The organism is Bacillus glycinifermentans, assembly GCF_001042475.2.
GTDB classification, from domain to species: Bacteria; Bacillota; Bacilli; order Bacillales; family Bacillaceae; genus Bacillus; species Bacillus glycinifermentans.
The window spans coordinates 215,294-241,513 of sequence record NZ_LECW02000005.1; the positions used below are offsets into that span (position 1 = coordinate 215,294).

At 47.3% G+C, this 26,220-nt stretch carries 24 protein-coding genes, 1 pseudogene and 1 riboswitch; of the genes and pseudogenes, 22 read left to right on the top strand and 3 right to left on the bottom strand.

Annotated features, from left to right (window positions below; genetic code table 11):
- Nucleotides 1–32: 32 nt before the first annotated feature.
- Complete coding sequence (locus AB447_RS06960) at nucleotides 33–833, bottom strand: zinc-dependent metalloprotease (RefSeq protein WP_048353909.1); 801 nt, start codon at nucleotides 831–833, stop codon at nucleotides 33–35.
- Between the two features lie 512 nt (nucleotides 834–1,345).
- Between AB447_RS06960 and AB447_RS06965 the strand changes: the two genes are divergently transcribed.
- Entirely contained in the window at nucleotides 1,346–1,573 is a 228-nt protein-coding gene (locus tag AB447_RS06965) for a hypothetical protein (protein ID WP_053071197.1), read from the top strand.
- A 605-nt stretch (nucleotides 1,574–2,178) separates the two neighbouring features.
- Here the strand turns inward: AB447_RS06965 and rnhC are convergent.
- A complete protein-coding gene (rnhC, locus tag AB447_RS06970; RefSeq protein WP_048353910.1) occupies nucleotides 2,179–3,120 on the bottom strand; it encodes a ribonuclease HIII in 942 nt (313 codons plus the stop codon).
- A 149-nt stretch (nucleotides 3,121–3,269) separates the two neighbouring features.
- On the opposite strand from rnhC, the gene zapA reads away from it, so the two are divergent.
- From zapA to AB447_RS07055, 16 genes and pseudogenes are all read left to right on the top strand, one after another.
- Nucleotides 3,270–3,527, top strand: a complete 258-nt coding sequence (zapA, locus tag AB447_RS06975; RefSeq protein WP_048353911.1) for a cell division protein ZapA — start codon at nucleotides 3,270–3,272, stop codon at nucleotides 3,525–3,527.
- Between the two features lie 8 nt (nucleotides 3,528–3,535).
- Complete coding sequence (locus AB447_RS06980; protein ID WP_048406021.1) at nucleotides 3,536–4,069, top strand: CvpA family protein; 534 nt, start codon at nucleotides 3,536–3,538, stop codon at nucleotides 4,067–4,069.
- A 119-nt stretch (nucleotides 4,070–4,188) separates the two neighbouring features.
- Nucleotides 4,189–5,904 carry a DNA polymerase/3'-5' exonuclease PolX gene (gene polX / locus AB447_RS06985; protein WP_048353912.1) on the top strand — a complete coding sequence of 572 codons (1,716 nt, stop codon included), beginning with the start codon at nucleotides 4,189–4,191 and terminating at the stop codon, nucleotides 5,902–5,904.
- 16 nt (nucleotides 5,905–5,920) lie between these two features.
- Complete coding sequence (locus AB447_RS06990) at nucleotides 5,921–8,278, top strand: endonuclease MutS2 (protein WP_048406022.1); 2,358 nt, start codon at nucleotides 5,921–5,923, stop codon at nucleotides 8,276–8,278.
- A 17-nt stretch (nucleotides 8,279–8,295) separates the two neighbouring features.
- Nucleotides 8,296–8,700: a DUF350 domain-containing protein gene (locus AB447_RS06995; protein WP_046131931.1), complete on the top strand. Its 405-nt coding sequence runs from the start codon at nucleotides 8,296–8,298 to the stop codon at nucleotides 8,698–8,700.
- Nucleotides 8,701–9,153: 453 nt separating this feature from the next.
- Nucleotides 9,154–9,675 (top strand): TetR/AcrR family transcriptional regulator, encoded by a 522-nt coding sequence (locus AB447_RS07000; RefSeq protein WP_048353913.1) that lies wholly within the window; start codon nucleotides 9,154–9,156, stop codon nucleotides 9,673–9,675.
- Between the two features lie 72 nt (nucleotides 9,676–9,747).
- The gene (locus AB447_RS07005) at nucleotides 9,748–10,338 is read left to right on the top strand and encodes an NAD(P)H-dependent oxidoreductase (protein ID WP_048353914.1); all 591 of its coding nucleotides are present in this window, start codon (nucleotides 9,748–9,750) and stop codon (nucleotides 10,336–10,338) included.
- A 312-nt stretch (nucleotides 10,339–10,650) separates the two neighbouring features.
- Nucleotides 10,651–12,329: pseudogene (locus AB447_RS07015) on the top strand (AMP-binding protein).
- Between the two features lie 137 nt (nucleotides 12,330–12,466).
- The gene (locus AB447_RS07020) at nucleotides 12,467–13,060 is read left to right on the top strand and encodes a TetR/AcrR family transcriptional regulator (protein ID WP_048353916.1); all 594 of its coding nucleotides are present in this window, start codon (nucleotides 12,467–12,469) and stop codon (nucleotides 13,058–13,060) included.
- Between the two features lie 2 nt (nucleotides 13,061–13,062).
- Nucleotides 13,063–13,839, top strand: a complete 777-nt coding sequence (locus tag AB447_RS07025) for an enoyl-CoA hydratase (RefSeq protein WP_048353917.1) — start codon at nucleotides 13,063–13,065, stop codon at nucleotides 13,837–13,839.
- 30 nt (nucleotides 13,840–13,869) lie between these two features.
- On the top strand, nucleotides 13,870–14,643 hold the full coding sequence (locus AB447_RS07030) for an electron transfer flavoprotein subunit beta/FixA family protein (protein ID WP_048353918.1): 774 nt from the start codon (nucleotides 13,870–13,872) through the stop codon (nucleotides 14,641–14,643).
- Between the two features lie 39 nt (nucleotides 14,644–14,682).
- Nucleotides 14,683–15,660 carry an electron transfer flavoprotein subunit alpha/FixB family protein gene (locus AB447_RS07035; protein ID WP_048353919.1) on the top strand — a complete coding sequence of 326 codons (978 nt, stop codon included), beginning with the start codon at nucleotides 14,683–14,685 and terminating at the stop codon, nucleotides 15,658–15,660.
- 180 nt (nucleotides 15,661–15,840) lie between these two features.
- Entirely contained in the window at nucleotides 15,841–16,155 is a 315-nt protein-coding gene (gene trxA / locus AB447_RS07040; RefSeq protein ID WP_003184189.1) for a thioredoxin, read from the top strand.
- A 146-nt stretch (nucleotides 16,156–16,301) separates the two neighbouring features.
- Nucleotides 16,302–18,074 (top strand): excinuclease ABC subunit UvrC, encoded by a 1,773-nt coding sequence (gene uvrC, locus AB447_RS07045; protein WP_048353920.1) that lies wholly within the window; start codon nucleotides 16,302–16,304, stop codon nucleotides 18,072–18,074.
- A gap of 63 nt (nucleotides 18,075–18,137) precedes the next feature.
- A riboswitch (Lysine riboswitch) is annotated at nucleotides 18,138–18,319 on the top strand.
- A 143-nt stretch (nucleotides 18,320–18,462) separates the two neighbouring features.
- Nucleotides 18,463–19,695, top strand: coding sequence for an aspartate kinase (locus AB447_RS07050; RefSeq protein ID WP_048353921.1), 1,233 nt, complete (start codon nucleotides 18,463–18,465; stop codon nucleotides 19,693–19,695).
- A 113-nt stretch (nucleotides 19,696–19,808) separates the two neighbouring features.
- On the top strand, nucleotides 19,809–20,837 hold the full coding sequence (locus AB447_RS07055) for a M50 family metallopeptidase (RefSeq protein WP_048353922.1): 1,029 nt from the start codon (nucleotides 19,809–19,811) through the stop codon (nucleotides 20,835–20,837).
- 75 nt (nucleotides 20,838–20,912) lie between these two features.
- On the opposite strand, the gene AB447_RS07060 is transcribed toward AB447_RS07055, so the two are convergent.
- Nucleotides 20,913–21,356 carry a YslB family protein gene (locus AB447_RS07060; RefSeq protein WP_048353930.1) on the bottom strand — a complete coding sequence of 148 codons (444 nt, stop codon included), beginning with the start codon at nucleotides 21,354–21,356 and terminating at the stop codon, nucleotides 20,913–20,915.
- A 304-nt stretch (nucleotides 21,357–21,660) separates the two neighbouring features.
- On the opposite strand from AB447_RS07060, the gene AB447_RS07065 reads away from it, so the two are divergent.
- Genes AB447_RS07065 through AB447_RS07085 form a run of 5 tightly spaced genes read left to right on the top strand, consistent with a single transcriptional unit; the run spans nucleotide 21,661 to nucleotide 26,059 of the window.
- Nucleotides 21,661–22,269 (top strand): succinate dehydrogenase cytochrome b558 subunit, encoded by a 609-nt coding sequence (locus AB447_RS07065; protein ID WP_048353923.1) that lies wholly within the window; start codon nucleotides 21,661–21,663, stop codon nucleotides 22,267–22,269.
- A 33-nt stretch (nucleotides 22,270–22,302) separates the two neighbouring features.
- Nucleotides 22,303–24,066: a succinate dehydrogenase flavoprotein subunit gene (gene sdhA, locus AB447_RS07070; protein ID WP_048353924.1), complete on the top strand. Its 1,764-nt coding sequence runs from the start codon at nucleotides 22,303–22,305 to the stop codon at nucleotides 24,064–24,066.
- Nucleotides 24,063–24,827, top strand: coding sequence for a succinate dehydrogenase iron-sulfur subunit (sdhB, locus tag AB447_RS07075; protein ID WP_048353925.1), 765 nt, complete (start codon nucleotides 24,063–24,065; stop codon nucleotides 24,825–24,827). Before sdhA ends, sdhB begins: the two co-directional genes overlap by 4 nt.
- Before the next feature lie 59 nt (nucleotides 24,828–24,886).
- Nucleotides 24,887–25,345, top strand: coding sequence for an acyl-CoA thioesterase (locus AB447_RS07080; protein ID WP_048353926.1), 459 nt, complete (start codon nucleotides 24,887–24,889; stop codon nucleotides 25,343–25,345).
- An 18-nt stretch (nucleotides 25,346–25,363) separates the two neighbouring features.
- A complete protein-coding gene (locus tag AB447_RS07085; protein ID WP_048353927.1) occupies nucleotides 25,364–26,059 on the top strand; it encodes an SDR family NAD(P)-dependent oxidoreductase in 696 nt (231 codons plus the stop codon).
- Nucleotides 26,060–26,220: the final 161 nt, after the last annotated feature.

The window sequence follows — 26,220 nt, forward strand, 5'->3', positions numbered from 1 at the left end:
GTTCCTATGTATCAGGAACCGGTTTATTTTCGTTATTCATACCAAACTTTATTTTTCTCGATGAGCTCGTTATGAGCCTCATCCCAGACATCGACTGTGTATGCGTAGTCATAGTTCATAATGCAGCGGATTCCGCTTCCTTGCGGATCATGTTCCACGCCGAAGTTATGGGAAAATTCGTGTCTTGCCGCTTTTGCCGAATTCTCTGTTCCCATGTCGAGCGTGACGCTGAAAGCGGGACCGTCCGGCTTAACAGGGTATTGAAAAGCGATGCCGCCCGCTTCAAAATTGTCGTTGGCTGTAAAGCCGGCAACAAATTTATAAGGCTGGCCCTCGAATTTGGCCGCAAGATTGTCAAGAATGTCAGAGGCGTTCTTTCCGGAAGAATTCCAAGGGGCAACGGCTTCCACGACAAAATCAATATCATGGTCACGGTTAAACATTTCGTCCGCCTCCTCAACAATTTGGACGATTCTTGTTTTCCAATCCTTATATTTCGTCCGAAATTGCTTATCAGCCACTGCCAATACGCTTACCTTTTGTTTGCCTGTGCTGGCTTGAGTCGAAAATTTGCTGTTGTTTACATTCTTTTTAAAAGTGATCGTACTAGTTTCATTTCCTTTCTCATCCAGTACTTTTGTTTTCGTTGTTTTTTCAATGTGAACTTTGCCGGTTAAATCTTTAAAACCCTCCTTAGGTTTAGGCAATGCTTCCTTATGAATCCCTTTTGCTTCAGGAGTATGCTCATGACCGCCCGTTTCCGCGACTCCGGCCGCCCCGGGTATTAAACTTGCAGAAAGCAATAAAGTAAAGAATAAAGACCGTTTTTTCATTTGAAAAATTCCCTCCTTAGTTTTTAACAGACTAAAGATTCGTCTAGTTAACTAGAAATCCCTTCTTTTTATCCAAAAAGAGGAAGATGTACATAGATTCTTATGACAAACCTTTCAATATAACTACAAAGTTCGCTAAAATCCGACAAGAAATCTGCCGTTTGACAGGTCTTTTCAATTAGATCTATAGGCCTTTTATTTGCTAATTTTCTGATAGATTGTAATAATCTTCAGCAAAAAGATCGAAATTCCGTAAAGGTTGCGCCGCTTTGGTTACCTGCGGCAAAAAAAGCAAGAGAAAGGCGCTGCCTGACCATATCATTGTTGTTTCGCATTAACGATGGACAAACTTTCCTCCTCTATGAACCTTATTTTGTACCTCATTCTTTCTCTCAATAAATTTTAACCAAATCGCTTTCCTCTGGATCGCTGGAAAAAACTATTTCATATTTCTTTTTTTTAGTATAAAATCATTAATAGTGCAAAATAACCATTCAGAAAGGATCGGGACTATGACGAAAAACCCAAGCAATAATACTCAAACATTTATCATTTTAGGCTGGATATGTACCGGTATATCACTGCTGCTTATTCCGATTTTATTTGGTGCAGGAGGAGTTATTTTTGGATATCTAGTAAGAAGTAACGGGAAAGTACAACACGGCACAATTATGATGATCGCAGCTATCGCTTGTGGTTTATTTGGTGTTGTATTAGGAATGGCTACGGCCGGATATTAAATTCATTTCAAGCGATAACGGGAATCTGGGACAGTCAGTATACATAAAAAAAGCAGGCCGGGTGGTCTGCTTTTTTACTTGATTATGATGCCGGGATGCCGATGGACCGTGATCCCAGGACGTACCTTTTGCTGCCCCTGTTTTTCAATGCTCTTTAAGAAGGGGTTATGATAATTGGGATTGATTTATGTGGAATATCTCAGTGATTCCAATATAACTAAGTACATGACATAATAAAGCAAAGCTTAATCAGGAGAATCTGTTATAGAATGTGACTGCCGTGACACCGAAGAATTGAAATATTTGTAGAATGGTTACTCTTATTGGGAGCTAGCATAAAAAATTAATGAAAATGACAGAGAAATAATCCTTATGACCATGAAGATCATTATGTCTTCCCAAGACGATACCCATTCCGTTTCGAATATTTACTGTAAATGGATCGATGATAAGAATATTGTCAGTTCATCGTGAAAAGCCGGGATTAATGCAGGATATAGCCGCGAGCGGAAATACTCCCCCGGAAACCCGTGAATTTGCCCTCGAGCTTCCTGCCAAAACCGCCGGGAACCCCTGCAAGTCAGGAATTCCCGCTTTTGGCGTATTCAGCTTTTCGACGCCAGCCTCATCGCTTTCTGTGTATTTGCAAAGTGGCGTTTCGTGAAATGACCGAGCGCTGCTTCGCCGTGTTTCCTGATCAGCTTTGCCGCCGCTTCATCGACGAACGGTCCCGCTCCTTTCGGCAGTGTCATGCCGGCTTCTTTTGAAAGCTTGTTCATTTCCATTAAAAATGAATAGCGCGCGATGATCGAAGCGGCGGCGACGGACAGGTGAATGCCTTCCGCTTTTGTGCTGAAATATGTACGTTCTTTGATCGCGTTTCTGCCGGCCAGGTGTTTAAAATAAACGGCCGGTTCTGCGAACTGGTCGATTAAAATGGCTTCAGGCCGGGTTCCGTCCAGTTTTTTCAGAAGGTTTGTGATCGCCTGGTTGTGCAGGAGGGCTTTCATTTTTCCCTGGCTCATGCCTTTTTCCTGCAATTCATTGTATTTTTCGTTTTTTAACACGAGCAGGCTGTATGGGACCGTCTTGATGAGGTCGCGGGCGATTTCGACGATTTGCGGATCTTTTAAATGTTTGGAATCCTTGACGCCGAGCTCTTGCAGAAGCGGAAGCTTTGTTTTATCCGCATACACGCATGCGACGGTCATCGGACCGAAGAAATCGCCGGTCCCGACTTCGTCCGAGCCGATGACAGACATTGAGCCGATGCCTTCAGGCGGCTGATAAAGAGAAGCGGTACGCGGTTTGGCAGCGGATTTTGCTGCTGTCGGTGCTTCGGTTGACGCCGCCCAGCGCCCGGCTTCTGTTTCGGCGTTTTTCCCCTGAAACAGCACCTTTCCGGATTTATATGCCGTAATGGTGCAGCCTTGGGGCTTCGCCTGAAAAACCGCTCCCTGTACAGAAAGAGAGGTGATGTCGGAACGGTAATGGCTTTTCATGCGTTCAATAACAGACTGGGGAACTTTTAAAACTGAATGTGACACGGTTTAATCTCCTTTTTTAGCCGGTAAAACAGGCTTTTTCACACGTTTTTATAAGTGTATCATAACAGCGGAAGGCTCGTCTTTCCATTCAATCTCTAAACATGTTATGATAGAGTCTAGGATTCTCGTTGAGGAATGGAGGAGAAACGTTGTCTGATGGTCGAAAAACGAAAACAACAGTTGACATCTACGGTCAGCAATTCACAATTATCGGCGATGAAACGAAAAGCCATATGAGGCACGTTGCCTCAATTGTCGATGATAAAATGAGAGAAATCAATGAAAAAAATCCGTATCTTGACATAAATAAACTCGCCGTTTTGACAGCGGTGAATGTTGTGCATGATTATCTGAAGCTGAAGGAAGAATTTGAGAGATTGAAAGGACAAATTAAAGAAAAGGATTGAACATCACGATGCTAGATATCATCATTATTGTTTTGCTTTTGTCCGGTCTGTTTATCGGTCTGAAAAGAGGATTTATCCGCCAGTTTATCCGTTTGGTGACGTTTATCGCAGCGATTGCCGTGGCGGGGATCTATTACCGCGATCTTGCGCCGAAGCTGAGCTGGATTCCGTCGCCGGATTTCACGGGCGGGCAGTCCGCGCTTACATTTATCAACGGAAGCATTGAAAATGCCTACTATAATATGATTGCGTTTCTGATTCTCTTTTTCCTGACGATTATCCTATTGAGAATTGCGGCATCATTTTTGGATGCTGTCGCGCAAATCCCGGTTCTTAAACAAATCAACCAAATTTTCGGAGCTGTGCTCGGTTTTGCGGAGATTTACCTGTTCATTTTCATCGTCCTGTTCGTCGGATCGCTGCTGCCGATCGACGTTCTGCAAAACATGATGGCCCACTCTGTATTGGCTGATGTGATTGTGAATAAAACCCCGTATTTATCAAACTTGTTAAAGAATCTGCCGGTTCAGTACGGATCTTAAAAACTTCTCTTTTCGGAGAAGTTTTTTTTCCGGCTGCAATTTGTCGAATGATTGTAGGATCAGTCAAAAATTTGTATGATTGAATCAGGTGAACACGGGGAAATAAGAGGTGAAACATATTGCATAAAAAAGATGTCATCAGATTGCTTGAAACGATTGCGATTTACATGGAGCTAAAAGGGGACAACCCGTTTAAAATATCCGCTTTCAGAAAAGCCGCCGCGGCGCTTGAACAAGATGACCGCAGCCTCTCCGAAATCGATGATATGATGTCTCTTTCCGGGATTGGCAAAGGGACGTACGCCGTCATTAAGGAATATATGGATCACGGGGCATCGAGCACGCTTGAGCGTTTAAAAGAGGAGGTTCCGGAAGGACTTATTCCGCTTTTGAAGGTGCCCGGGCTCGGCGGCAAAAAAATCGCCAAACTCTACCAGGAATTGGGCGTCTGTGACGCGGAATCATTAAAAGAGGCCTGTGAGCAGCAAAAGGTTCAGGGGCTGGCTGGATTCGGCAAAAAAACGGAGGAAAAAATCCTTCAGGCTCTCGGAGAAGCCGGAAAACGCCCTGAACGGTATCCGATCGCGGCGGCGCTCGCCGTCGCCCAGGTGATCGAAGGGCAGCTTGAAGGGCTCCCGGGGCTGATCAAGTTTTCGCGCGCCGGAAGCCTCAGACGGGCCAAAGAAACCGTGAAAGACCTGGACTATATCATGGCCGTCACAGATCCGGCCCTGGTCCGCGAGGGGCTCCTGAAGCTGTCAAACATTAAAGAGGTCATTGCCAGCGGTGATACGAAAGTATCGCTGACATTTGCGTTTGAATACGAAATCAGCGCCGATTTCAGGCTTGTGACCGAAGAGCAGTTTCCGACGACGCTCCACCATTTTACAGGATCAAAAGATCATAATATAAAAATGCGCCAGCTCGCCAAAGAAAGAGGCGAAAGAATCAGCGAGTACGGAGTCGAGACGGTTGAAACGGGAGACATTCAAACGTTCTCAAGCGAAAAAGAGTTTTTCGCCCACTTCGGACTTCCCTTTATTCCGCCTGAGCTGAGGGAGACAGGGAAAGAAGTCGATGAGTACAGCGACGACATCGGACTGATTACCGCAGATGATATCAAAGGGGATCTCCATATGCACTCGGCGTGGAGCGACGGCGCGTTTTCGATCAGGGAAATGGCCGAAGCCTGCATGGCAAAAGGATACAAGTATATGGCGATCACCGATCATTCGCAATATTTAAAAGTCGCAGGCGGCTTAACGCCGGAAAGGCTGCGCATGCAAGCGAAGGAAATTGATGAACTGAATAAAGAATTTACCGATTTTCACATATTCAAAGGCGTTGAGATGGATATACTGCCTGACGGATCACTCGACTATGACGATGAGCTGCTGGCGGAAATGGATCTTGTGATCGCTTCCATCCATTCAAGCTTTTCACAGCCGGAGCACGTCATCATGAAACGGCTCGAAAACGCGCTGAAAAATCAGCACGTCGATATTATCGCCCACCCAACCGGCCGGCTCATCGGAAGACGGGCGGGCTATGAAGTCGATATCGACCGGCTGATCGAACTCGCCAAAGAAACGAATACGGCGTTGGAGCTGAACGCCAACCCCGCCCGGCTAGATCTCAGAATGGAGCATTTGCTCAAAGCGAATGCCGCAGGGGTGACGCTTGTCATTAATACGGACGCCCACAACACGTCGATGCTTGACGATATGGAAACGGGCGTTACGGCAGCGAGAAAAGGATGGACCCCTCAAGCGAACGTATTGAATGCCCGTTCGCTTGACGAAGTCCGCGCGTTTTTGTCTCGCCGCCGATCTTAAGGAGGTTTAATTGATTTTGCAGCAAAAAGCGCTATCAGCACTCGAATTTCATAAAGTAAAAGAGCAGCTTGCAGAGCATGCGGCATCTTCTTTAGGGAAGGAGATGCTCCTTGACCTGAAGCCTTCCCGTTCATTTGAGGAGGTCAAAAAGCTCCTGGAAGAAGTCGATGAGGCGGGGACTGTCCTGCGCCTGAAAGGCAGCGCCCCTTTCGGCGGGCTGTCGGACATTAGAAAAGCGGTCAGAAGAGCCGAAATCGGCAGCATCTTAAGCCCGGCCGAGTTTACGGAAATATCAGGTCTGTTATACGCCGCCAAACGGATGAAGCATTTTCTCGAAAGTTTGTTTGAAGACGGCGTTGAGATTCCTCACCTTCATCAGTATGCGGAACAGCTGATTCCGCTGTCAGACTTGGAGAAAGACATTAACTCGTGCATCGATGACCATGGAGAGGTGCTTGACCATGCATCGGAGAGCTTAAGGGGAATCAGGACGCAGCTGAGGACGCTCGAATCAAGAATCAGAGACCGTCTGGAAGCGATGCTCCGGTCCTCTTCAGCGCAAAAAATGCTTTCAGACACGATCATTACGATTCGAAACGACCGTTTCGTCATCCCCGTCAAACAGGAATACAGGTCAAGCTACGGGGGGATTGTGCATGACCAGTCATCTTCCGGGGCTACGCTGTTTATCGAGCCCCAGGTCATTGTCGATATGAACAATTCGCTCCGCCAGGCGAAAGTAAACGAAAAGCAGGAGATCGAACGGATTTTGCGCGTGCTGACAGAAAAAACGGCAGAGCATACGGATGAACTGTTTCACAATGTAAAGATCCTGCAAACCCTCGATTTTATTTTTGCAAAAGCGAAATACGCGAAGGCGACGAAGGCAGTCAAGCCTGCGGTCAATAGAGACGGCTATGTCCGCTTCATCCGGGCGCGCCATCCGCTTTTGCCCGCCGATCAGGTCGTTCCGAACGATATCGAGCTCGGCGGTGATTATACGACGATCGTGATCACGGGTCCGAATACGGGCGGAAAAACGGTTACGCTGAAAACGCTCGGCCTTTTGACCTTAATGGCGCAGTCCGGACTTCACGTTCCGGCTGAGGAAGGCTCGGAAACCGCGGTGTTTGATCAAGTATTTGCAGACATCGGGGACGAACAGTCGATCGAGCAAAGCTTGAGTACGTTCTCGTCACACATGGTGAACATCGTCGATATTTTAAAGGACATGACGCCAAACAGCCTGGTACTGTTTGACGAACTCGGAGCCGGAACCGATCCGCAGGAAGGAGCGGCGCTTGCGATCAGCATCCTTGACGAAGTGTGCCAGACCGGCGCCCGCGTCATTGCGACGACCCACTACCCGGAGCTGAAAGCGTACGGTTATAACCGCGAAAATGTCATCAATGCAAGCGTCGAATTTGACATCGAAACATTGTCTCCAACGTATAAGCTGCTGATCGGGGTGCCGGGGCGAAGCAATGCGTTTGAAATATCGAAACGCCTCGGTTTGCCTGAACGCTTGATCGGCCGCGCGAAAGCCGAAATGACGGCTGAGCACAATGAGGTCGATACGATGATTGCCTCGCTTGAAGACAGCAAAAAGCGCGCGGAAACAGAGCTGGCTGAAACGGAAGCGATCCGTGCGGAAGCGGAAGCCCTTCACCGCGATCTGAAAAAGCAGATCAGCGAGTGGCAGGAGAAAAAAGACAGGCTCTATGAGGAAGCGGAGCAGAAAGCTGCCGAAAAAGTCAAGGAAGCGATGAAGGAAGCCGATGACATTATCCAGTCGCTCAGAATGATAAAAGACGAACAGAAAACGTTTAAAGACCACGAATTGATCGAGGCGAAAAAACGCCTCGAAGAAGCGGTGCCTTCTTTTGAAAAAACAAAAAAGCCCGTTCAGAAAAAAACGGACAAGCGTACGCTGAAACCGGGCGACGAGGTCAAGGTTCTCACCTTTGGCCAAAAAGGAACGCTGCTTGAAAAAACAGGTGCTGACGAATGGAACGTGCAAATCGGCATCTTGAAGATGAAAGTGAAAGAGAAGGATCTTGAATTTTTGAAATCGGCGCCGGAACCCGAAAAACAGCAATCGATCGCCAAAGTCAAAGGCAAAGATTATCACGTATCGCTCGAGCTCGACCTCAGGGGAGAACGCTATGAAAACGCGCTTCACCGGGTTGAAAAATATTTGGACGATGCGGTTCTCGCCGGATATCCGCGGGTTTCGATCATTCACGGAAAAGGAACGGGCGCTCTCAGGAAAGGCGTTCAGGACCTCCTGAAAAACCACCGCAGCGTGAAAAACTCCCGGTTCGGCGAAGCGGGAGAGGGAGGATCAGGAGTTACGATTGTCGAACTAAAATAAAAAGGGAGTCTGGAAACATGAAAGAGTTTTGGGAAAATGATCTCGTGGAAATCGCCGCCTATTACAGCGTTTCCGTTCTTTGCCTGGTCATCTTCTTGACCGTATTCGAACTCGTCACAACGTATAAAAACTGGGAGGAGATTCAAAAAGGAAACATGGCGGTGGCGATGGCCACAGGCGGGAAAATTTTAGGCATCGCCAACGTTCTGCAAAAGTCGATCAGCCAGCACAATTCCCTTCTGCAAATGATGGGGTGGGGATTGTTCGGCTTCATGCTGCTTTTGATCGGCTATTTCATTTTCGAATTCCTGACGCCTCGATTCAGAATTGACAAGGAAATCGAAAACGACAACCGAGCCGTCGGTTTCATTTCATTTGTGATCTCCGTCGGCCTGTCATTCGTCGTGGCCGCCGGAATCTAAAGGGGGCAGACATGGAGAAATTAGCGAAAATCCTGTTTTGCGCTGCCGGGGTATTTGTGATCATCGGTCTCATTTATATGCTGTTTTTTGCTTGAGAAGTGAATCTGCTGACTCGGATCACCGGGTGACTTCTGCGGAAGAAGGCAGTTCGGTCCGTTCGTCCGCATAAAAGGAAAACAGATACCAAGGAGCACGGGCCTCCTTGGTATTTTTTCATTTGAACCGGATAGAGCTGCCGACAACGTAAGCGAGCGTTTACAAAGCAGCTTTGTGACCGGAAGGGAATTTGCATGGCTGATCAGGGCCTCGGAGTCTAACTTGACTGCACTTGATGAAAAGCTGCAAGACCGATGCCTAAAGTTCGAAATTTCGAAAAAACAGTGCTTTACATGAAACGATATAACGCATATAATGCTATTGATTGATCAATAAATAAAAAAGAAGTGATGTGTAATGACTAAACATAAAGGAGAAAATCGCCGGGAGGCCATTTTAGAGGCTGCGGTACACGTTTTTGCCCATAAAGGGTACTATCGTGCCACAACCGGGGATGTAGCCAAAGAAGCCAACATTTCCCAACCTTATATATATCATTTTTATAAGAATAAAGAAGAGCTTTTAACAGCAGCGTTAAGAAAGGCCTGGGATCGCATCCTTCGATCTTTTGACACGGTTTCCGGCGATCCCGGGGATATTGAAGAGCGGTTTATTAAGACGTACGAAAATCTGATGCAAACGCACAAAGATGAAATATTGCTTCAGGTGCAGGCACAGGCTATACGGGAAATGGCTGTGCAGGAAGTGATGCAGGAAGGTTTAAGAACAATTAAAGATTATGTTCTAAATCGATTTCAAGCTGCAAATATTGAAAACGCACCTCAAAAAGTCAGCGATTTTTTAGCGCGGGGGATGCTTTGCAATGTCGCTGCAGCTCTTGATATGCCTGAACTAATGCCTAACAAGCATAAAAAGTAGAGTACGAACTCTGCTTTTTAAAAGCATTTTATTTATTGATCAATCAATAAAATAAATGGAGGAAAAAACAAAATGAAACATTTGATTGTTTATGCACACCCATACAACAAAAGCTTCAATCATGCGATTAAGGAAACGGCGGCAAACACTCTTCGCGCTGCGGGGGAAGAAGTGGCCATAAGGGACTTATACGAACTGAAATTTGACCCTGTGCTAAGCGGGGAAGATATCGCAGGCTTTAAGAATGGAAAAACAGCATCAGATATTTTAACGGAACAACAATATATTTCATGGGCTGATGTGATTACGTTCATATACCCGATATGGTGGACGGGGCTGCCTGCTATCATGAAGGGATACATTGACAGGGTCTTTAGTTATGGATTTGCCTACAAATATGAAGCTGGTGTACAGCACGGCTTATTAAAAGGGAAAAAAGCCGTTATTATAAATACACAGGGAAAATCGCATCACGAATACCAAGCTTTAGGAATGGATAAAGCGCTGCGTTTGACATCAGATAGAGGAATTTTTGAATACTGCGGCTTTGAAGTGATTCACCATGCTTTTTTAGAATCAGTTCCGGTATCTACATTAGAGAAAAGAGAACATTGGCTGAACGAAATTGAAGAGCTTATGAAATCAATAGCGATCAATGCTTGAACATTAGTTGAAAAGAAGGGCTCCTCAGCAAACTTGCGGGGCTTCAGCTTGCCGGTAAAGCTGCAGAAAACCGCTGCCCCGGCAAGCTTTTTGTTTTTTTGTGAATCTCGGTTTTCCAAACAACAGTTTCAATTTATTGTTTTAAGGAATCTTGATGCCGCTTGCTGGACAACTCCGCGGGAAAACATTGCTATGATCATCATGCGAAATGGAGAGATCCCAGCCCCTGAATAAATTAAAAAATCATTACCTTCTGAAAATTGTTTTGATATACTGAAATCGAGACTATATTTTGTTTAAAGGGGGGATCTTATGCCGACTGAAAAGCCGTGGCTGCTTCACTATCCAGAACAAATTCCTCATGACCTCCAGTTTGAAGATCAGACACTGCACTCCATCCTGCAACAATCCGCCCAACAGTTTTCTGAAAAAACAGCGATTCATTTTCTCGGAAAGAAACGAACGTATCAGCAAGTATACGAAGAAGCGTTAAAAATGGCAGATTATTTATTGTCGCTCGGCATGAAAAAAGGAGACAGGGTATCGATCATGCTGCCGAACTGCCCTCAGGCCGTCATCGCGTACTACGGCGTACTCTTCTCCGGCGGGATCGTCGTCCAGACAAATCCTCTCTACACGGAAAGGGAGCTTGAACATTTGCTGAAAGACAGCGGGGCTGAAATGATCATAACCCTTGATGTGCTGTACCCGGCGGCTTTTAAAATGAAAGCGTTAACAAACGTAAAGCATATTATTGCAACGGGAATTAAAGATTACCTGCCTTTTCCGAAAAATTTGCTGTATCCGTTCGTCCAAAAAAAGCAGCAGCGGTTTTCGATCGAAATCGCGGAAAATGAAACGATGCATCTGTTTCGAACGATCATGAAGTACCCCGTCCCTCCGCATCCGCCTGAAATCGACATTGATCCCGTTCGCGACATCGCGGTTTTGCAATATACGGGAGGCACGACAGGAACTCCGAAAGGCGTCATGCTCTCCCACCGAAATATTTTAGCCAATTTGGAAATGTGTGCGGCGTGGTTTTACCGATTAAAAAAAGGAAACGAGAAAGTGCTCGGCATCGTTCCGTTTTTTCACGTATACGGAATGACGGCCGTCCTCAACTTTACGATCAGGCAAGGGTATGAAATGGTCCTTTTGCCGAGGTTTGATGCAGAAACCGCCTTGAAGACGATCGATAAAGAAAAGCCGACCATATTTCCCGGCGCGCCCACTATTTATATCGCCCTGTTGAACCACCCTGATCTCAAGCGGTACGATCTGTCGTCCATCAAAAGCTGTTTAAGCGGATCGGCAGCATTGCCCGTCGAGGTCAAGCAGCAGTTCGAAAACGTCACCGGAGGCAAGCTTGTTGAAGGGTACGGACTGTCTGAAGCGGCGCCATCACCCATGCCAATTTTATTTGGGACAAAAATAAAGCGGGAAGCATAGGCTGTCCGTGGCCCGGCACAGACGCCGCCATCTTTTCGGAAGACACGTGCGGTTTTCTGGAGCCTTATGAGCACGGAGAAATCGTTGTGAAAGGCCCGCAGGTCATGAAAGGATACTGGAACAACGATGAGGAAACGGCAGCCGTTCTCCGTGACGGCTGGCTTTTTACCGGGGATATCGGATACATGGATAAGGACGGCTTCTTTTACATCGTCGACAGAAAGAAAGACATGATCATTGCCGGCGGCTACAACATTTACCCGCGCGAAATCGAAGAGGTGCTTTACGAGCACGAAGCCGTACAGGAGGCGGTCGTAGCGGGACTTCCCGACGAATACAGGGGAGAGACCGTGAAAGCCTTTGTCGTTTTAAAAGAACATGTTACAATTACGGAAAAGGAATTGGACGAATATGCCAGATCGCGCCTTGCTCCTTACAAAGTTCCGAAGGTGTATGAGTTCAGGGACGAACTTCCGAAAACGGCGGTCGGGAAGATTTTGAGAAGGGCGCTCGTTCAAGACGAAAAGGCGAACGTGTAATATCCCGATCCGCCGTCTGCCGCCGGCGGCGGATCGGGAAGAAGTTCTTTTCTCGCGCTTGACAAAGCGCGTCAGTTTATTTACGATTAAAACATGAATGAATAATCATTCATTTAAGCGGAAAGGAACGAAGCCAATTGAAACAAAAGCGACCAAAGTATATGCAGATCATCGATGCAGCTGTTATTGTGATTGCAGAAAACGGATACCATCAGGCACAGGTTTCAAAGATCGCGAAGCAGGCCGGCGTGGCGGACGGGACCATTTATCTTTATTTTAAAAATAAAGAAGATATTCTCATTTCGTTATTCAAAGAGAAAATGGGCCAGTTTATCGAGCAGATGAATGAAGAGATGAAAGCGAAGCACTCGGCGACCGAGAAGCTTGCGCTGTTCATCAAGAAGCACTTTGAGCTGCTCAGCGGCGACAGGCACCTGGCGATTGTGACCCAGCTTGAGCTGAGGCAGTCGCACCGGGAGCTGCGCCTGAAAATCAATGAAATTCTAAAAGGTTATTTAATGATTCTGGAGGACATCATCACCGAGGGAAAAGAAGCGGGCGAATTTAAAGATAAGCTTGATGTGCGGCTGGCGAAACAGATGATTTTCGGAACCGTCGATGAGACTGTCACGACCTGGGTGATGAATGATCAAAAATACGATCTGCCGCAGCTGGCAGACAGCATTCACGAATTGCTGATACACGGTTTCAGCAAGAAGGAGGAGAAATAATCATGGGGACAATAACTGTTGCGACAGACGGCCATGTTGCCGTCATCACGATTCAGCATCCGCCGGCAAATGCGCTTTCCACAAAGGTGCTTGACGATCTGTCAGCATGTCTTGATCAGCTTGCCTCAGACAACAATGTCAGAAGCATTATCATTCACGGGGAAGGAAGATTTTTCTCAGCGGGTGCGGATATTAAGGAATTTACCGAATTGATGGACGGATCGGATTACTCGGCCCTTGCCGACAAAGGACAGCAGATGTTTGAAAAGGTCGAATCGTTTCCGAAGCCGATTATCGCCGCCATTCATGGCGCAGCGCTCGGCGGCGGGCTTGAGCTGGCGATGGCCTGCCATATCCGGATCGCTGAGGAACAGGCAAAGCTCGGCCTTCCAGAGCTGAATCTCGGAATCATTCCGGGGTTTGCCGGAACACAGCGCCTTCCGAAATACGTAGGCACGGCCAAAGCGCTCGAAATGATCGGAACGTCTGAACCGATTTTAGGAAAGGAAGCGTTTGAATACGGCCTTGTCACCATCCTGGCGAAAGATGAAACCGAAGTGCTCGAGAAGGCAAAAGAGCTGGCCCGTAAATTTGCGGAAAAAAGCCCGAAAACAATGGCTTATGTCATCGAGCTGCTCCATTCAAACAAGGTGTATTCGTATGAGGGAAGCCTGAAGCTTGAAGGAAAGCATTTTGGCGACGTATTCCGTTCAGAAGATGCAAAAGAAGGGATCCAAGCCTTTTTAGAGAAGCGCAAGCCGCATTTCAAAGGGGAGTAACAAGCGCGAAAACAAGGGGGATAAGCGAATATGTACATTTATGTCTTAATGAAGCGCACGTTTGATACGGAAGAAAAAATTCACATTGAACAAGGGGAAATCAGCCGGGACGGAGCGGAATTTATCATCAATCCGTACGATGAATACGCGATTGAAGAAGCGCTCCAATTAAAGGAGAAGCACGGCGGCGAGATCACGGTCGTCACCGTCGGCGAAGAGGAAGCTGAAAAGGAACTCAGGACGGCTCTGGCGATGGGGTGCGACAAAGCCGTTTTGATCAACATTGAAGCCGATTTGGAGGAAGCTGATCAATATACGGCGTCAGCTATCCTTTATCATTACCTAAAAGACCGCGATTATGACATCATTCTCGGCGGAAATGTCGCGATTGACGGCGGATCCGGACAGGTCGCGCCGCGGCTGGCCGAGCTGCTCGGGATTCCGTGCGTCACGACGATTACAAAGCTTGCGGTAAACGGCAGCGATGTTGAAGCAGAACGCGATGCAGAGGGAGACCTGGAAGTCGTGCAAACGTCTCTTCCGCTCGTTGCGACCGCTCAGCAAGGGTTGAATGAACCGCGCTATCCTTCGCTTCCGGGTATCATGAAGGCGAAGAAAAAGCCTCTTGAAGAGCTTGAACTCGATGACCTCGATCTTGATGAAGAAGACGTAGCCGCGAAAACAAAGGCGATTGAGCGCTTTCTGCCTCCGAAAAAAGAAGCCGGCAAAATCATTGAAGGTGAGCCGGAAGAGCAGGCAAGAGAGCTCGTGTCACTGCTCAGAAGCGAAGCCAAAGTGATTTAAGGGAGAAACACGGTCATCAAAATACAGGGGGAAACGGATATGAGCAAAAAAGTTATCGTATTGGGAGAATGCCGGGACGGCGCATTAAGAAATGTCACCTTTGAAGCCATAGCCGCGGGAAAAACGATCGCCGAAGGGGGAGAGGTGATCGCGGTTCTGATCGGTGAAGGCGTTGCAGATTATGCAGGCGAACTGATCCATTACGGCGCAGATAAAGTACTGACGGCCGAGGATCCGCTTCTGAAAAACTATACGTCAGACGGCTTCGTGCAAGCGTTTATGCCGATACTGGAAAAAGAAGAGCCGGATGCGATCATTGCCGGGCACACATCAGTGGGAAAAGATTTCACGCCGAAGGTTGCTGCCCGCCTTGGGACAGGGCTGATCTCAGATGCGATCGACGTCAGTGTGACAGGCGGAAATGTCGTCTTTACGCGGCCGATTTATTCAGGCAAAGCGTTTGAGCGGATCGTTTCTGACGATGATACGATTTTCGCGACGATCAGACCGAACAACATCGCGCCGCTCGCTAAAGATGAAAGCCGGACGGGACAAGTCGAAAGCGTTCCGGTCAAGGTTACCGATATCAGAACGATCATCAGGGATGTCGTCAAGAAAACGTCTGAAGGCGTTGATCTGTCAGAGGCAAAAATTATCGTCGCCGGCGGACGCGGCGTGAAAAGCGAAGACGGCTTTAAGCCGCTTAAGGAGCTTGCCGATGTGCTCGGAGGCGCGGTCGGAGCCTCGCGCGGGGCGTGTGATGCAGATTACTGCGACTATTCCCTGCAAATCGGGCAAACCGGAAAAGTCGTCACACCCGATCTTTACATCGCCTGCGGCATCTCGGGAGCAATTCAGCATCTCGCCGGCATGTCAAACAGCAAAATCATCGTCGCGATCAACAAAGATCCCGAAGCCGATATTTTCAAGGTTGCGGACTACGGCATTGTCGGAGATTTGTTTGAAATCGTCCCGCTTTTGACGGAGGAATTTAAAAAGCTGATTGTCAGCACATAACGGGCCGGCCTATGACGGGCCGGCTTTTTATATAGGCACATTCCGCCCCGGGTGAAAATAACATAGGATAGGTGTAAAACTTTGCAGATAGGGAAACGTATACTCAAGCAATATGTTAGCGTGAACCAAAGGGAGATGCTATACTAAAAAGCATAATTTCACAATTGGAGGAATGAAAGAATGGCTATCGTAAAAGCAACTGACCAAACATTTTCATCTGAAACAAGCGAAGGCGTCGTACTTGCCGATTTCTGGGCACCTTGGTGCGGACCTTGCAAAATGATTGCGCCTGTACTTGAAGAGCTTGATCAAGAAATGGGAGACAAACTGAAAATCGTAAAAATCGATGTTGACGAAAACCAGGAAACAGCCGGCAAATACGGCGTCATGAGCATCCCGACTCTGCTTGTGCTGAAAGACGGCGAAGTTGTCGAAACATCTGTCGGCTTCAAGCCGAAAGAAGCGCTTGAAGAGCTTGTCAACAAACATTTGTAATATAAAACGAGAAAAAGGCGATTCCCAAGGGGATCGCTTTTTTCATACGATCCCGCTTTCTAAAAGAACCTCTAATTGTGGAGAACGTGTGGTCGCCCGTGGTAAACTAAAAGCAAGTAAAACGCCGAAACAAGGAAGGATTTTTGATGAATAAAACGATCAAAGAAAAGCTTGCCCTTCTCCCTGATCAGCCGGGCTGCTACCTGATGAAGGACAGACAGCAGACCGTGATCTACGTCGGGAAAGCGAAAATATTAAAAAACAGGGTCCGCTCTTATTTCAGCGGGTCCCACGATGCCAAAACGCAAAGGCTTGTCAGCGAAATCGAAGACTTTGAATACATTGTCACTTCGTCAAACATCGAAGCGCTGATCCTTGAGATGAACTTAATCAAAAAATACGACCCAAAATATAATGTGATGCTGAAAGACGATAAAAGCTATCCATTTATCAAAATCACGAATGAACGGCATCCGAAACTGATCGTAACAAGGAAGGTCAAAAAAGACAAAGGCCGCTATTTCGGTCCGTATCCGAACGTGCAGGCCGCCAGGGAAACGAAAAAACTGCTCGACCGCCTGTATCCGCTCAGAAAATGCGCGAAGCTGCCTGACCGCGTCTGCTTGTACTATCACCTCGGCCAGTGTCTCGCGCCGTGCGTCTATGACGTAACAGAGGAGACGAACAGAGAGCTGACCGAAGAAATCACCCGCTTTTTAAAGGGCGGATACAGCGACGTGAAAAAAGAACTGGAAGCGAAAATGCTTGAAGCATCGGAGAACCTCCAGTTTGAAAGAGCCAAGGAATACCGCGATCAGATCGCCCATATCGAGTCGACGATGGAAAAACAAAAAATGGCGATGAACGATATGGTTGACCGCGATGTCTTTGCGTACTCGTACGACAAAGGCTGGATGTGCGTCCAGGTCTTTTTCATCAGGCAGGGGAAACTGATCGAAAGGGATGTCAGCATGTTTCCTTTATACAGGGAAGCGGATGAAGAATTTCTTACTTTTATCGGCCAGTTCTACTCCAAAAACAATCATTTTCTTCCCAAGGAAATTTTGGTGCCGGACAGCGTCGACAAAGACATGATTGAAGAGCTTTTGGATGTCAGCGTCCGCCAGCCGAAAAGGGGAGCGAAGAAAGACCTGCTTCTCCTTGCCCATAAAAACGCGAAGCTTGCCTTGAAAGAGAAGTTTTCGCTGATCGAACGCGATGAAGATCGAACGATCGGCGCGATCGAAAGGCTCGGCCAAGCCCTCGGAATTTACACGCCGTACAGAATTGAAGCGTTCGACAACTCGAATATTCAAGGGACGGACCCGGTTTCGGCGATGGTCGTGTTTCTTGACGGAAAGCCGAATAAAAAAGAGTACCGGAAGTATAAAATCAAGACGGTCGAAGGGCCTGACGATTACGCCTCCATACGCGAAGTCGTCAGAAGGAGATACACGAGGGTGCTGAAAGAAAATCTGCCCCTGCCCGACTTGATTTTGATCGACGGAGGGAAAGGCCAGGTTTCAGCCGCGCTCGATGTACTTGAAAACGAACTGAGCCTCGATATTCCTGTAGCCGGCCTGGTAAAAGACGACAAGCACAGAACATCGAACCTCCTGATCGGCGATCCGCTTGAGATCGTCCGGCTTGAACGGAACAGCCAGGAGTTTTATTTGCTTCAGCGCATTCAGGACGAGGTGCACAGGTTTGCGATCAGCTTTCACAGGCAGCTCAGGGGAAAAAGCGCTTTCCAATCCGTTCTCGACGGGATTCCCGGCGTCGGCGAGCAGCGGAAAAAGCGGCTTTTAAAGCACTTCGGCTCGGTCAAAAAAATGAAGGAAGCGAGCGTCGAAGACATCCAGCAAGCGGGCATTCCGCTGAAGACGGCCCAATTGATTTTCGAGGCGCTGAAAAAATAGCATTGACTTTTTGCAGGAATCTGATAGAATTTTTACTAATTTCATAATAAGATCGTGTGATATGGTGAAGATAGAGGTGCGAACTTCAAGAGTAGGCTTTCTGAGAAAGGTGGATTTCGATGATGAAAGCTGAAAGGGGAGCGTCGCCGAAGCGGGTAAAAATCCATTCGTTTTATCTGCTGGCTTTACATTGAATAAATGTGAGGCTGTCAAGAAAGTCACTTTCTTGGAGAGCTATCTCGTTGTTTAAGATCATCGGCGCAGTTTGTCGGTTAAAGCAATGAGGGAATTCTCTCATTGCTTTTTTGTTTTTCGCGAACAAACCGCAGGGCCGGCTTTCCTCTTCATACATAACCAAACACGACTGAAAACAAAAAGGGTGGTATATATGGGTCTCATCGTCCAAAAATTTGGCGGAACTTCAGTAGGATCAGTGGAAAAAATCTTAAACGTCTCAAACCGCGTCATCGAGGAAAAAAAGCGGGGCCATGACGTTGTCGTCGTCGTGTCTGCCATGGGGAAATCGACCGATTCCCTCGTTCGTCTTGCCAAGGAAATTACCGAACAGCCGAGCCGCCGGGAAATGGATATGTTGCTTGCGACCGGTGAGCAGGTGACGATTTCTCTCTTGACCATGGCCTTGCAGGAGAAAGGATATAAAGCCGTTTCATATACCGGCTGGCAGGCGGGCATCCAAACCGAAAACATTCACGGCAATGCGAGGATCATCGATATCAGGACGGCAAAGCTGAAGGAGCGCTTGGAAGAAGGAAAGATCGTCGTTGTTGCCGGATTTCAGGGTGTCACAGAAGGCGGGGAAATCACCACACTCGGAAGGGGCGGCTCTGATACGACGGCGGTCGCACTCGCTGCCGCTTTAAAAGCCGATAAGTGCGATATTTACACAGACGTGCCGGGCGTTTTCACAACAGATCCCCGCTATGTCAAAACGGCGAGGAAGCTTGACGGCATTTCCTACGACGAAATGCTGGAGCTTGCCAATCTTGGTGCAGGCGTCCTGCATCCGAGAGCTGTCGAATTTGCGAAAAACTATCAGGTCCCGTTAGAGGTCCGTTCAAGCACTGAAAAAGAAGCCGGAACATTAATCGAGGAGGAATCATCCATGGAAGAGAATTTAGTCGTCAGAGGGATTGCATTTGAAGATCAAATTACGCGCGTCACGGTGTGCGGCCTGTCAAGCGGGCTGACGACATTGTCGACGATTTTTACGACGCTCGCAAAACAAAACATCAATGTTGATATCATCATTCAATCGGTCACAAGCACGAGCCAAACGTCGATATCCTTCTCCGTGAAAACGGAAGACCTGTCAAGAACCGTTCAGGTGTTGGAGGAATACAAAGACGCGCTGCAATATGAGCGGATTGAGACCGAAAACAGACTCGCCAAAGTGTCCATCGTCGGTTCCGGCATGATTTCCAACCCGGGCGTGGCCGCTGAAATGTTCGCCGTGCTTGCCGAAAAAAACATCCAGGTCAAAATGGTCAGCACGTCCGAGATCAAAGTCTCAACCGTAATCAATGAAGGCGATATGGTAAAGGCCGTGGAATCATTGCATGATGCATTTGAATTGTCAAAAATCAGCGTTCCGGCCAATTGAAGCAGCATCCTGGAGGGACACCTCCAGGATTTTTTTATTTGAGGAATGTGAAATTTGTGTTAATATTTCCATATTGAGGATTTTAGCTGATAAGGAGAGAATGGAATCATATTATGACTGCATTGTTACATAGCATAGGACCATTGGCCGTCGCAGCTATCGCAAGCATTACCGTACACGAGCTGGGGCACATCCTTTTCGGGCGGATCGTCAGGCGCAAGGCTGATTGGCTGGCACTCGGGCCGTTCATCATATTTAGAGACGGGAACATCATATTTCGCTGGAAGCACGAATATTTTGGCGGAGCCGTGTTTTTATACGGTGAAGCCATTACAGACAAGGAAGCGTATCGTAAAGAAAAAATTAAAACGGCAGTGAGTCTTTTAGGAGGCCCAGTCACAAGTTTTCTGTCGGGATTTGTTTTTCTGTACGCTGTTCAAAACAATGAATACGCTTTTTATTTTGGCATTTTTTCAATTTTAATAGGAACAGCCACACTGCTATTTACGGATGGCCTTCCTGCCATTCTCATTTTCACGAACAGCCTGTATGCATGTTATTATTTTTTGAGTTTAGAATTGATGTCTTCCAAAGAGGAAAAGCAATTTGATTTTTTGCTGAAGGAATTGAGGGGCGAGCTGCAAAAGGTGAAGGCGGACTCCATTGAGAAGGTCAGCCTGAATTGTTTGGGTGCATTGTATTTTTATTTATATTGTTCTCAAATTAATTTTGATATGACAAGCCGAGGGAAAGTAAATATTTACCAAGATATATTGGGCGAAATTGAACATAAAGGGCTTGGCTTGTTCAAAAATAAGCAAAAACGGTCTATATTAACCGCCATTGTTTATCTGGAAGAAATGAATTTATTAATGGAAGGTAATGCGGAGGCTGCTGAAACGCTGTATGCAAAGCTGGCAGATGCCGATAACCGCCGTTTACATGAGCTGAAGCGCGACGCCGTCATCAAGCAGGACCACAAGGCAAAAAGCCTTTATATCAGCGAATTGCAATCCGATGTATTTAACAGAAATACAATACTCCTTAAAATGGAAGAGCGATTTATTCAAAAAGCAGGCGAATACATGGCGGATGTACGGGGAGAAAGGTCGTGTGTGACGGATGGAAATGGGAAAATGTAACAATATCATACCGGGGCAGAATTCTTGTCATGGTAAAAAAGGGCTGCATGATATCATGCAGCCCTTTCTCATGTATTACGCCGGATCTTTCAAATCCCACTTCACCGTCAATGCGACTTTTCCGGCTCTTTTTTTTACCTGTTCGTATGACTCGGCGATGTGCTCGTTCATCTGCTGGATTTGTTCGGCGATAAACCCGGCTTCAAGCTGAAAGCAAGGCTCTTTTTGAAATTTGAGACGATTGGAGACCAGCGGGCCTTCCAGTTCAAATTCGAGTTCCTGTTTTTTTGAATGGACCATTGTGAGCGTTCCCCATCCTGCATCATGAAAAAACGCAGGGATATTTTCCCATGATTCGAGCGGGAACTTCCGGGCGAGGTTTTTCCCGGCCCAGTACATCATGTCGGCATAGTCTTGTCCCAGCATATCCGGAAGAACCACTTCCCTGATTAATTCATAGGCATATGCGGAGACTTCCAGCTCTTTTAATTGCGCTAAGTTTGCTTCATATTTATTCATATCCAATGTCTCCCCTCTTTCCTCCGTATATTATAGCTTAAATGGGGCTCAAGATTACAGTGCGGACATGCGTTTTAACAGAAAAAAATTTGATATATTTATATTTTAATAAAATAAAATTTTCTGAAATATAATTAAATATTAGAAAATTTCAATTTATGTACGCGTTTTCTTGACGCCTATTTCTCATAGGAGTAAAATGAAATTGTCATAAAATCTTAACAAAGTGCGATATTTGAAACAGGACGGGGATAGGAGACCTTTCAATTTTTCTGCACTTTTCAACTACTAGGGGGTAAAGCAATTGGCCGGGAACAGAGAATTTGTGTATCGAAGATTGCATTCTTTACTTGGCGTCTTACCGGTTGGCATTTTTTTAATCCAGCATTTGGTTGTCAACCAGTTTGCGGCAAGGGGAGAAGAGGCATTTAACAGTGCCGCTGGTTTTATGGAAAACCTGCCGTTCAGGTACGCTTTGGAAATCTTCGTGATTTTCCTACCGCTGATTTATCATGCTGTTTATGGTGTATATATAGCGTTTACAGCAAAAAATAATGCGAGCCAATTTGGGTACTTTAGAAACTGGATGTTCGTGTTGCAGCGGATTACTGGAATCATTACCTTAATTTTTGTCAGCTGGCACGTCTGGGAAACGCGGATTGCCGCCCAAATGGGGGCGGAAGTAAACTTTGACATGATGGCTGATATTTTAAGCTCCCCGATCATGCTCGGCTTTTACATTGTAGGTGTCCTTTCAACGATCTTCCACTTTTCAAACGGTTTATGGTCGTTTGCTGTCACTTGGGGAATTACCGTCTCCCCGCGTTCGCAGCGAATCTCCACGTTTGTGACAATGGGAGTCTTTGTTGTGCTGTCCTATGTAGGGCTGAGAGCGATTTTGGCATTTGTGTAAAAGAACTAGATTACTAGAGGGAGTGGGGCTGGCATGAGTAACTCAAGCATTATCGTCGTCGGCGGAGGACTCGCGGGTCTGATGGCGACCATTAAAGCTGCGGAAGCAGGAACAAACGTAAAACTCTTTTCGATCGTCCCTGTGAAACGGTCGCATTCTGTATGTGCGCAGGGCGGAATCAACGGTGCGGTCAATACGAAAGGCGAAGGAGACTCTCCTTGGGAGCATTTTGATGATACGGTATACGGCGGTGACTTTTTGGCCAACCAGCCGCCGGTTAAAGCGATGTGCGAAGCTGCGCCGTCGATCATTCACCTGCTCGACAGGATGGGGGTCATGTTCAACAGAACACCGGAAGGGCTCCTTGACTTCCGGCGCTTCGGGGGAACGCAGCATCACAGAACGGCATATGCCGGAGCAACGACGGGTCAGCAGCTTCTGTATGCGCTCGATGAGCAGGTTCGCCGTTTTGAGGTCGAAGGACTTGTTTCAAAATACGAAGGCTGGGAATTCCTCGGCGCCGTACTTGATGACGAGAGAACATGCAGGGGGATCGTCGCGCAAAACTTAACGACGATGGAAATCGAATCGTTCCGTTCTGACGCGGTCATCATGGCGACCGGCGGACCCGGGATCATCTTCGGAAAATCGACAAACTCCATGATCAATACAGGATCGGCGGCTTCGATCGTCTACCAGCAGGGCGCATATTACGCAAACGGAGAATTCATCCAGATTCACCCGACGGCCATCCCGGGAGATGACAAGCTGCGGCTGATGAGCGAATCGGCCCGCGGTGAAGGCGGACGGGTCTGGACCTATAAGGACGGAAAACCTTGGTACTTTCTTGAGGAAAAGTATCCGGCATACGGAAACCTCGTACCGCGCGATATTGCGACACGCGAAATTTTTGATGTCTGTGTCAGACAAAAGCTCGGAATCAACGGCGAAAACATGGTGTACCTCGATCTTTCCCATAAAGATCCGAAAGAGCTTGACATCAAGCTTGGCGGAATTATCGAGATCTATGAAAAATTCATGGGGGATGACCCTCGCAAGCTGCCTATGAAAATTTTCCCTGCGGTTCATTACTCAATGGGCGGACTTTGGGTCAACTACGACCAAATGACAAACATTCCTGGACTGTTTGCCGCAGGAGAGTGCGATTACTCGATGCACGGCGGAAACCGCCTCGGCGCGAACTCGCTCTTGTCTGCGATCTACGGCGGCATGGTAGCCGGGCCGAAAGCGGTTGAATACATCCAGGGGCTTGAAACATCCGCAGAAGATTTATCTTCATCACTTTATGATTCATATATCAGAAAAGAAGAAGAAAAATGGGCGGACATCATGAAGATGGACGGCAATGAAAATGCTTACGTCCTTCACAAAGAGCTCGGCGAATGGATGACGGACAACGTGACGGTTGTTCGGCACAACGACATGCTACTGAAAACCGACGAAAAAATCCAGGAGCTTATGGAACGTTACCGCAACATCAATATTAACGATACAGCGAGATGGAGCAACCAAGGGGCCGCATTCACGCGTCAGCTGAGAAACATGCTGCAGCTGGCAAGGGTGATCACGATCGGCGCATACAACCGGAACGAAAGCCGCGGCGCCCATTATAAACCGGATTTCCCTGACCGAAATGACGAGGAATGGCTGAAAACGACAATGGCGAAACATGTCGGCGATTTTGAAGCCCCGAAATTCCATTATGAGGATGTCGACGTTTCATTAATCACACCGCGTAAACGGGATTACACGAAGAAAAAGGTGGCGAAATCATGAGTGAAAATAAGACAATCAGGTTTATCATCACTCGTCAGGATACAGCAGAATCCGGTTCTTACCAGGAAGAGTTTGAAATTGCTTACCGTCCGAACATGAACGTCATTTCCGCTTTAATGGAAATCAGAAGAAATCCGGTTAACGCAAAAGGAGAAAAAACGACGCCCGTCGCCTGGGATATGAACTGCCTCGAAGAAGTGTGCGGCGCCTGCTCCATGGTGATCAACGGAAGACCGCGACAATCGTGTACAGCGCTGATCGATCAGCTCGAACAGCCGATCCGCCTTGAGCCGATGAAAACATTCCCGGTTGTCAGAGACCTTCAAGTCGACCGGAGCCGGATGTTTGATTCATTGAAGAAGGTCAAAGCATGGGTACCGATCGACGGCACATACGATCTCGGGCCTGGACCGAGAATGCCGGAAAAAAGACGGCAGTGGGCGTACGAGCTGTCAAAATGCATGACATGCGGCGTCTGCCTTCAAGCTTGCCCGAACGTTAATGATAAATCAAGCTTCATGGGGCCTGCCCCGCTTTCGCAAGTCCGGCTGTTTAACGCCCATCCGACAGGAGCGATGAACAAATCGGAGCGGCTTGAAGCAATTATGGGAGACGGCGGCCTTGCCAACTGCGGAAACTCGCAAAACTGCGTGCAGGCATGTCCGAAAGGAATCCCTCTCACAACGTCGATCGCTGCATTAAACAGGGATACAACCGTTCAAGCGTTTAAGAACTTCTTCGGAAGCGACAACACGGAATAATGAAAACGCACCTCTTCAGTTTTGAAGAGGTGTTTTCATGATATAAGGGGATGAATACATTGAAATTGCCTGCATATATTGAGGGGTCATTCGACAAATGGCGCAAGTCGTTTTCCTTTTTTGAAAAGGTGTCTGTCCGTTTTTCGGAAACGGATATGTTCGGCCATATGAACAATGTGACGCCGTTCATCTATTTTGAAGAAGCGAGAATTTCTTATTTCAAACATCTTCAGGCGATGGATAACTTAACAGTCAGCCGGACGATTCCTGTCGTTGCAAGCCAGCAGTGCGACTACCTTAGGCAAGTCATGCTCCATGAGAACGTAAACATCGGCGTCAAAACGGCAGCTCTCGGACAAACGTCGCTCACGCTCCATTACCTGGCAGAAAACGAAGCGGGGGTCCCTTGTTTTACTGGAACAGCCGTCATGGTTCAAATTGGAAGGGATACGGGGAAACCCGAAAGCTGGACAGAAGAACAAAAAATGAAATTGTCAGGTTCATTTCCTGAGAAATAATATGGAAGGAGAAAAGAGATGAAGAAAGCAGCGGTGATCGGCGCAAGTTCCGGAATCGGAAGAGCGCTCGCCAAACAGCTGTCAGAGAGCGGTGTTACCGTCGGGCTTGCTGCAAGGCGGGTAGAACTGCTCAAAAAACTTCAGAAGGAACTTCCCAATCCTTCATATATCAAAAAAATTGACGTTGCCGACGCTGAACGGGCGAATATACTCTTAAAGGATCTGATTGATGAGATGGGACAGGTGGACGCCGTCTTCATTTGTTCCGGTGTCGGCTATACCGAAAGCGAACTGGACCGGAAAAAGCAAACAGAAACGATTGATGTGAATGTATCAGGGTTTGTCGTTTGTGCAAATCTGTTTCTCGATCATTTCGTCCAAAACGGTCGCGGCCATCTTGTCGGCATCTCATCGATTGCCGCATTACGGGGAAGCGGATCAGCCGCCTTATACAGCGCTTCAAAAGCTTTCGTTTCAAATTATGTAAAGGGCCTGAGACGAAAAATGAAAAGCACGGATGCTGACATCGCCGTAACCGAAATTCAGCCCGGCTTCGTCAACACCGCGCTTGCCAAAGGGGAGAGGCTGTTTTGGGCGGCTTCTCCTGAAAAAGCAGCTGCACAAATTATCAAGGCTGTCCGAAAAAAGAAAAAACACGCGTATATTACAAAAAGGTGGCGGGTCATTTCCTGGATTTTGAAGTACTTTCCTTAAAAATGGCGATTTGCCCCGCCGTTTTTCATCAAAACGAAAAATAGGTGTTAGCGGTTACCCTTTTCTCCTTCGGAAACGTCACCGACTTCAGGGATGTTTCATATGATATCACGACTATATCGAAACCCATTCGTTTCAGATCAGCTCTCACCTAGCAAGGA

Bases quoted from the DNA above. Each gene is read 5' to 3' on its own strand.
- AB447_RS06960 (WP_048353909.1), bottom strand. From the start codon at position 833: ATGAAAAAACGGTCTTTATTCTTTACTTTATTGCTTTCTGCAAGTTTA.
- uvrC (WP_048353920.1), top strand. From the start codon at position 16,302: ATGAATAAAACGATCAAAGAAAAGCTTGCCCTTCTCCCTGATCAGCCG.
- AB447_RS06980 (WP_048406021.1), top strand. From the start codon at position 3,536: ATGCTAGATATCATCATTATTGTTTTGCTTTTGTCCGGTCTGTTTATC.
- AB447_RS07055 (WP_048353922.1), top strand. From the start codon at position 19,809: ATGACTGCATTGTTACATAGCATAGGACCATTGGCCGTCGCAGCTATC.
- trxA (WP_003184189.1), top strand. From the start codon at position 15,841: ATGGCTATCGTAAAAGCAACTGACCAAACATTTTCATCTGAAACAAGC.
- sdhB (WP_048353925.1), top strand. From the start codon at position 24,063: ATGAGTGAAAATAAGACAATCAGGTTTATCATCACTCGTCAGGATACA.
- AB447_RS07050 (WP_048353921.1), top strand. From the start codon at position 18,463: ATGGGTCTCATCGTCCAAAAATTTGGCGGAACTTCAGTAGGATCAGTG.
- sdhA (WP_048353924.1), top strand. From the start codon at position 22,303: ATGAGTAACTCAAGCATTATCGTCGTCGGCGGAGGACTCGCGGGTCTG.
- AB447_RS07085 (WP_048353927.1), top strand. From the start codon at position 25,364: ATGAAGAAAGCAGCGGTGATCGGCGCAAGTTCCGGAATCGGAAGAGCG.
- AB447_RS07035 (WP_048353919.1), top strand. From the start codon at position 14,683: ATGAGCAAAAAAGTTATCGTATTGGGAGAATGCCGGGACGGCGCATTA.
- AB447_RS07030 (WP_048353918.1), top strand. From the start codon at position 13,870: ATGTACATTTATGTCTTAATGAAGCGCACGTTTGATACGGAAGAAAAA.
- AB447_RS06965 (WP_053071197.1), top strand. From the start codon at position 1,346: ATGACGAAAAACCCAAGCAATAATACTCAAACATTTATCATTTTAGGC.
- AB447_RS07060 (WP_048353930.1), bottom strand. From the start codon at position 21,356: ATGAATAAATATGAAGCAAACTTAGCGCAATTAAAAGAGCTGGAAGTC.
- AB447_RS07025 (WP_048353917.1), top strand. From the start codon at position 13,063: ATGGGGACAATAACTGTTGCGACAGACGGCCATGTTGCCGTCATCACG.
- AB447_RS07005 (WP_048353914.1), top strand. From the start codon at position 9,748: ATGAAACATTTGATTGTTTATGCACACCCATACAACAAAAGCTTCAAT.
- AB447_RS06995 (WP_046131931.1), top strand. From the start codon at position 8,296: ATGAAAGAGTTTTGGGAAAATGATCTCGTGGAAATCGCCGCCTATTAC.
- AB447_RS07000 (WP_048353913.1), top strand. From the start codon at position 9,154: ATGACTAAACATAAAGGAGAAAATCGCCGGGAGGCCATTTTAGAGGCT.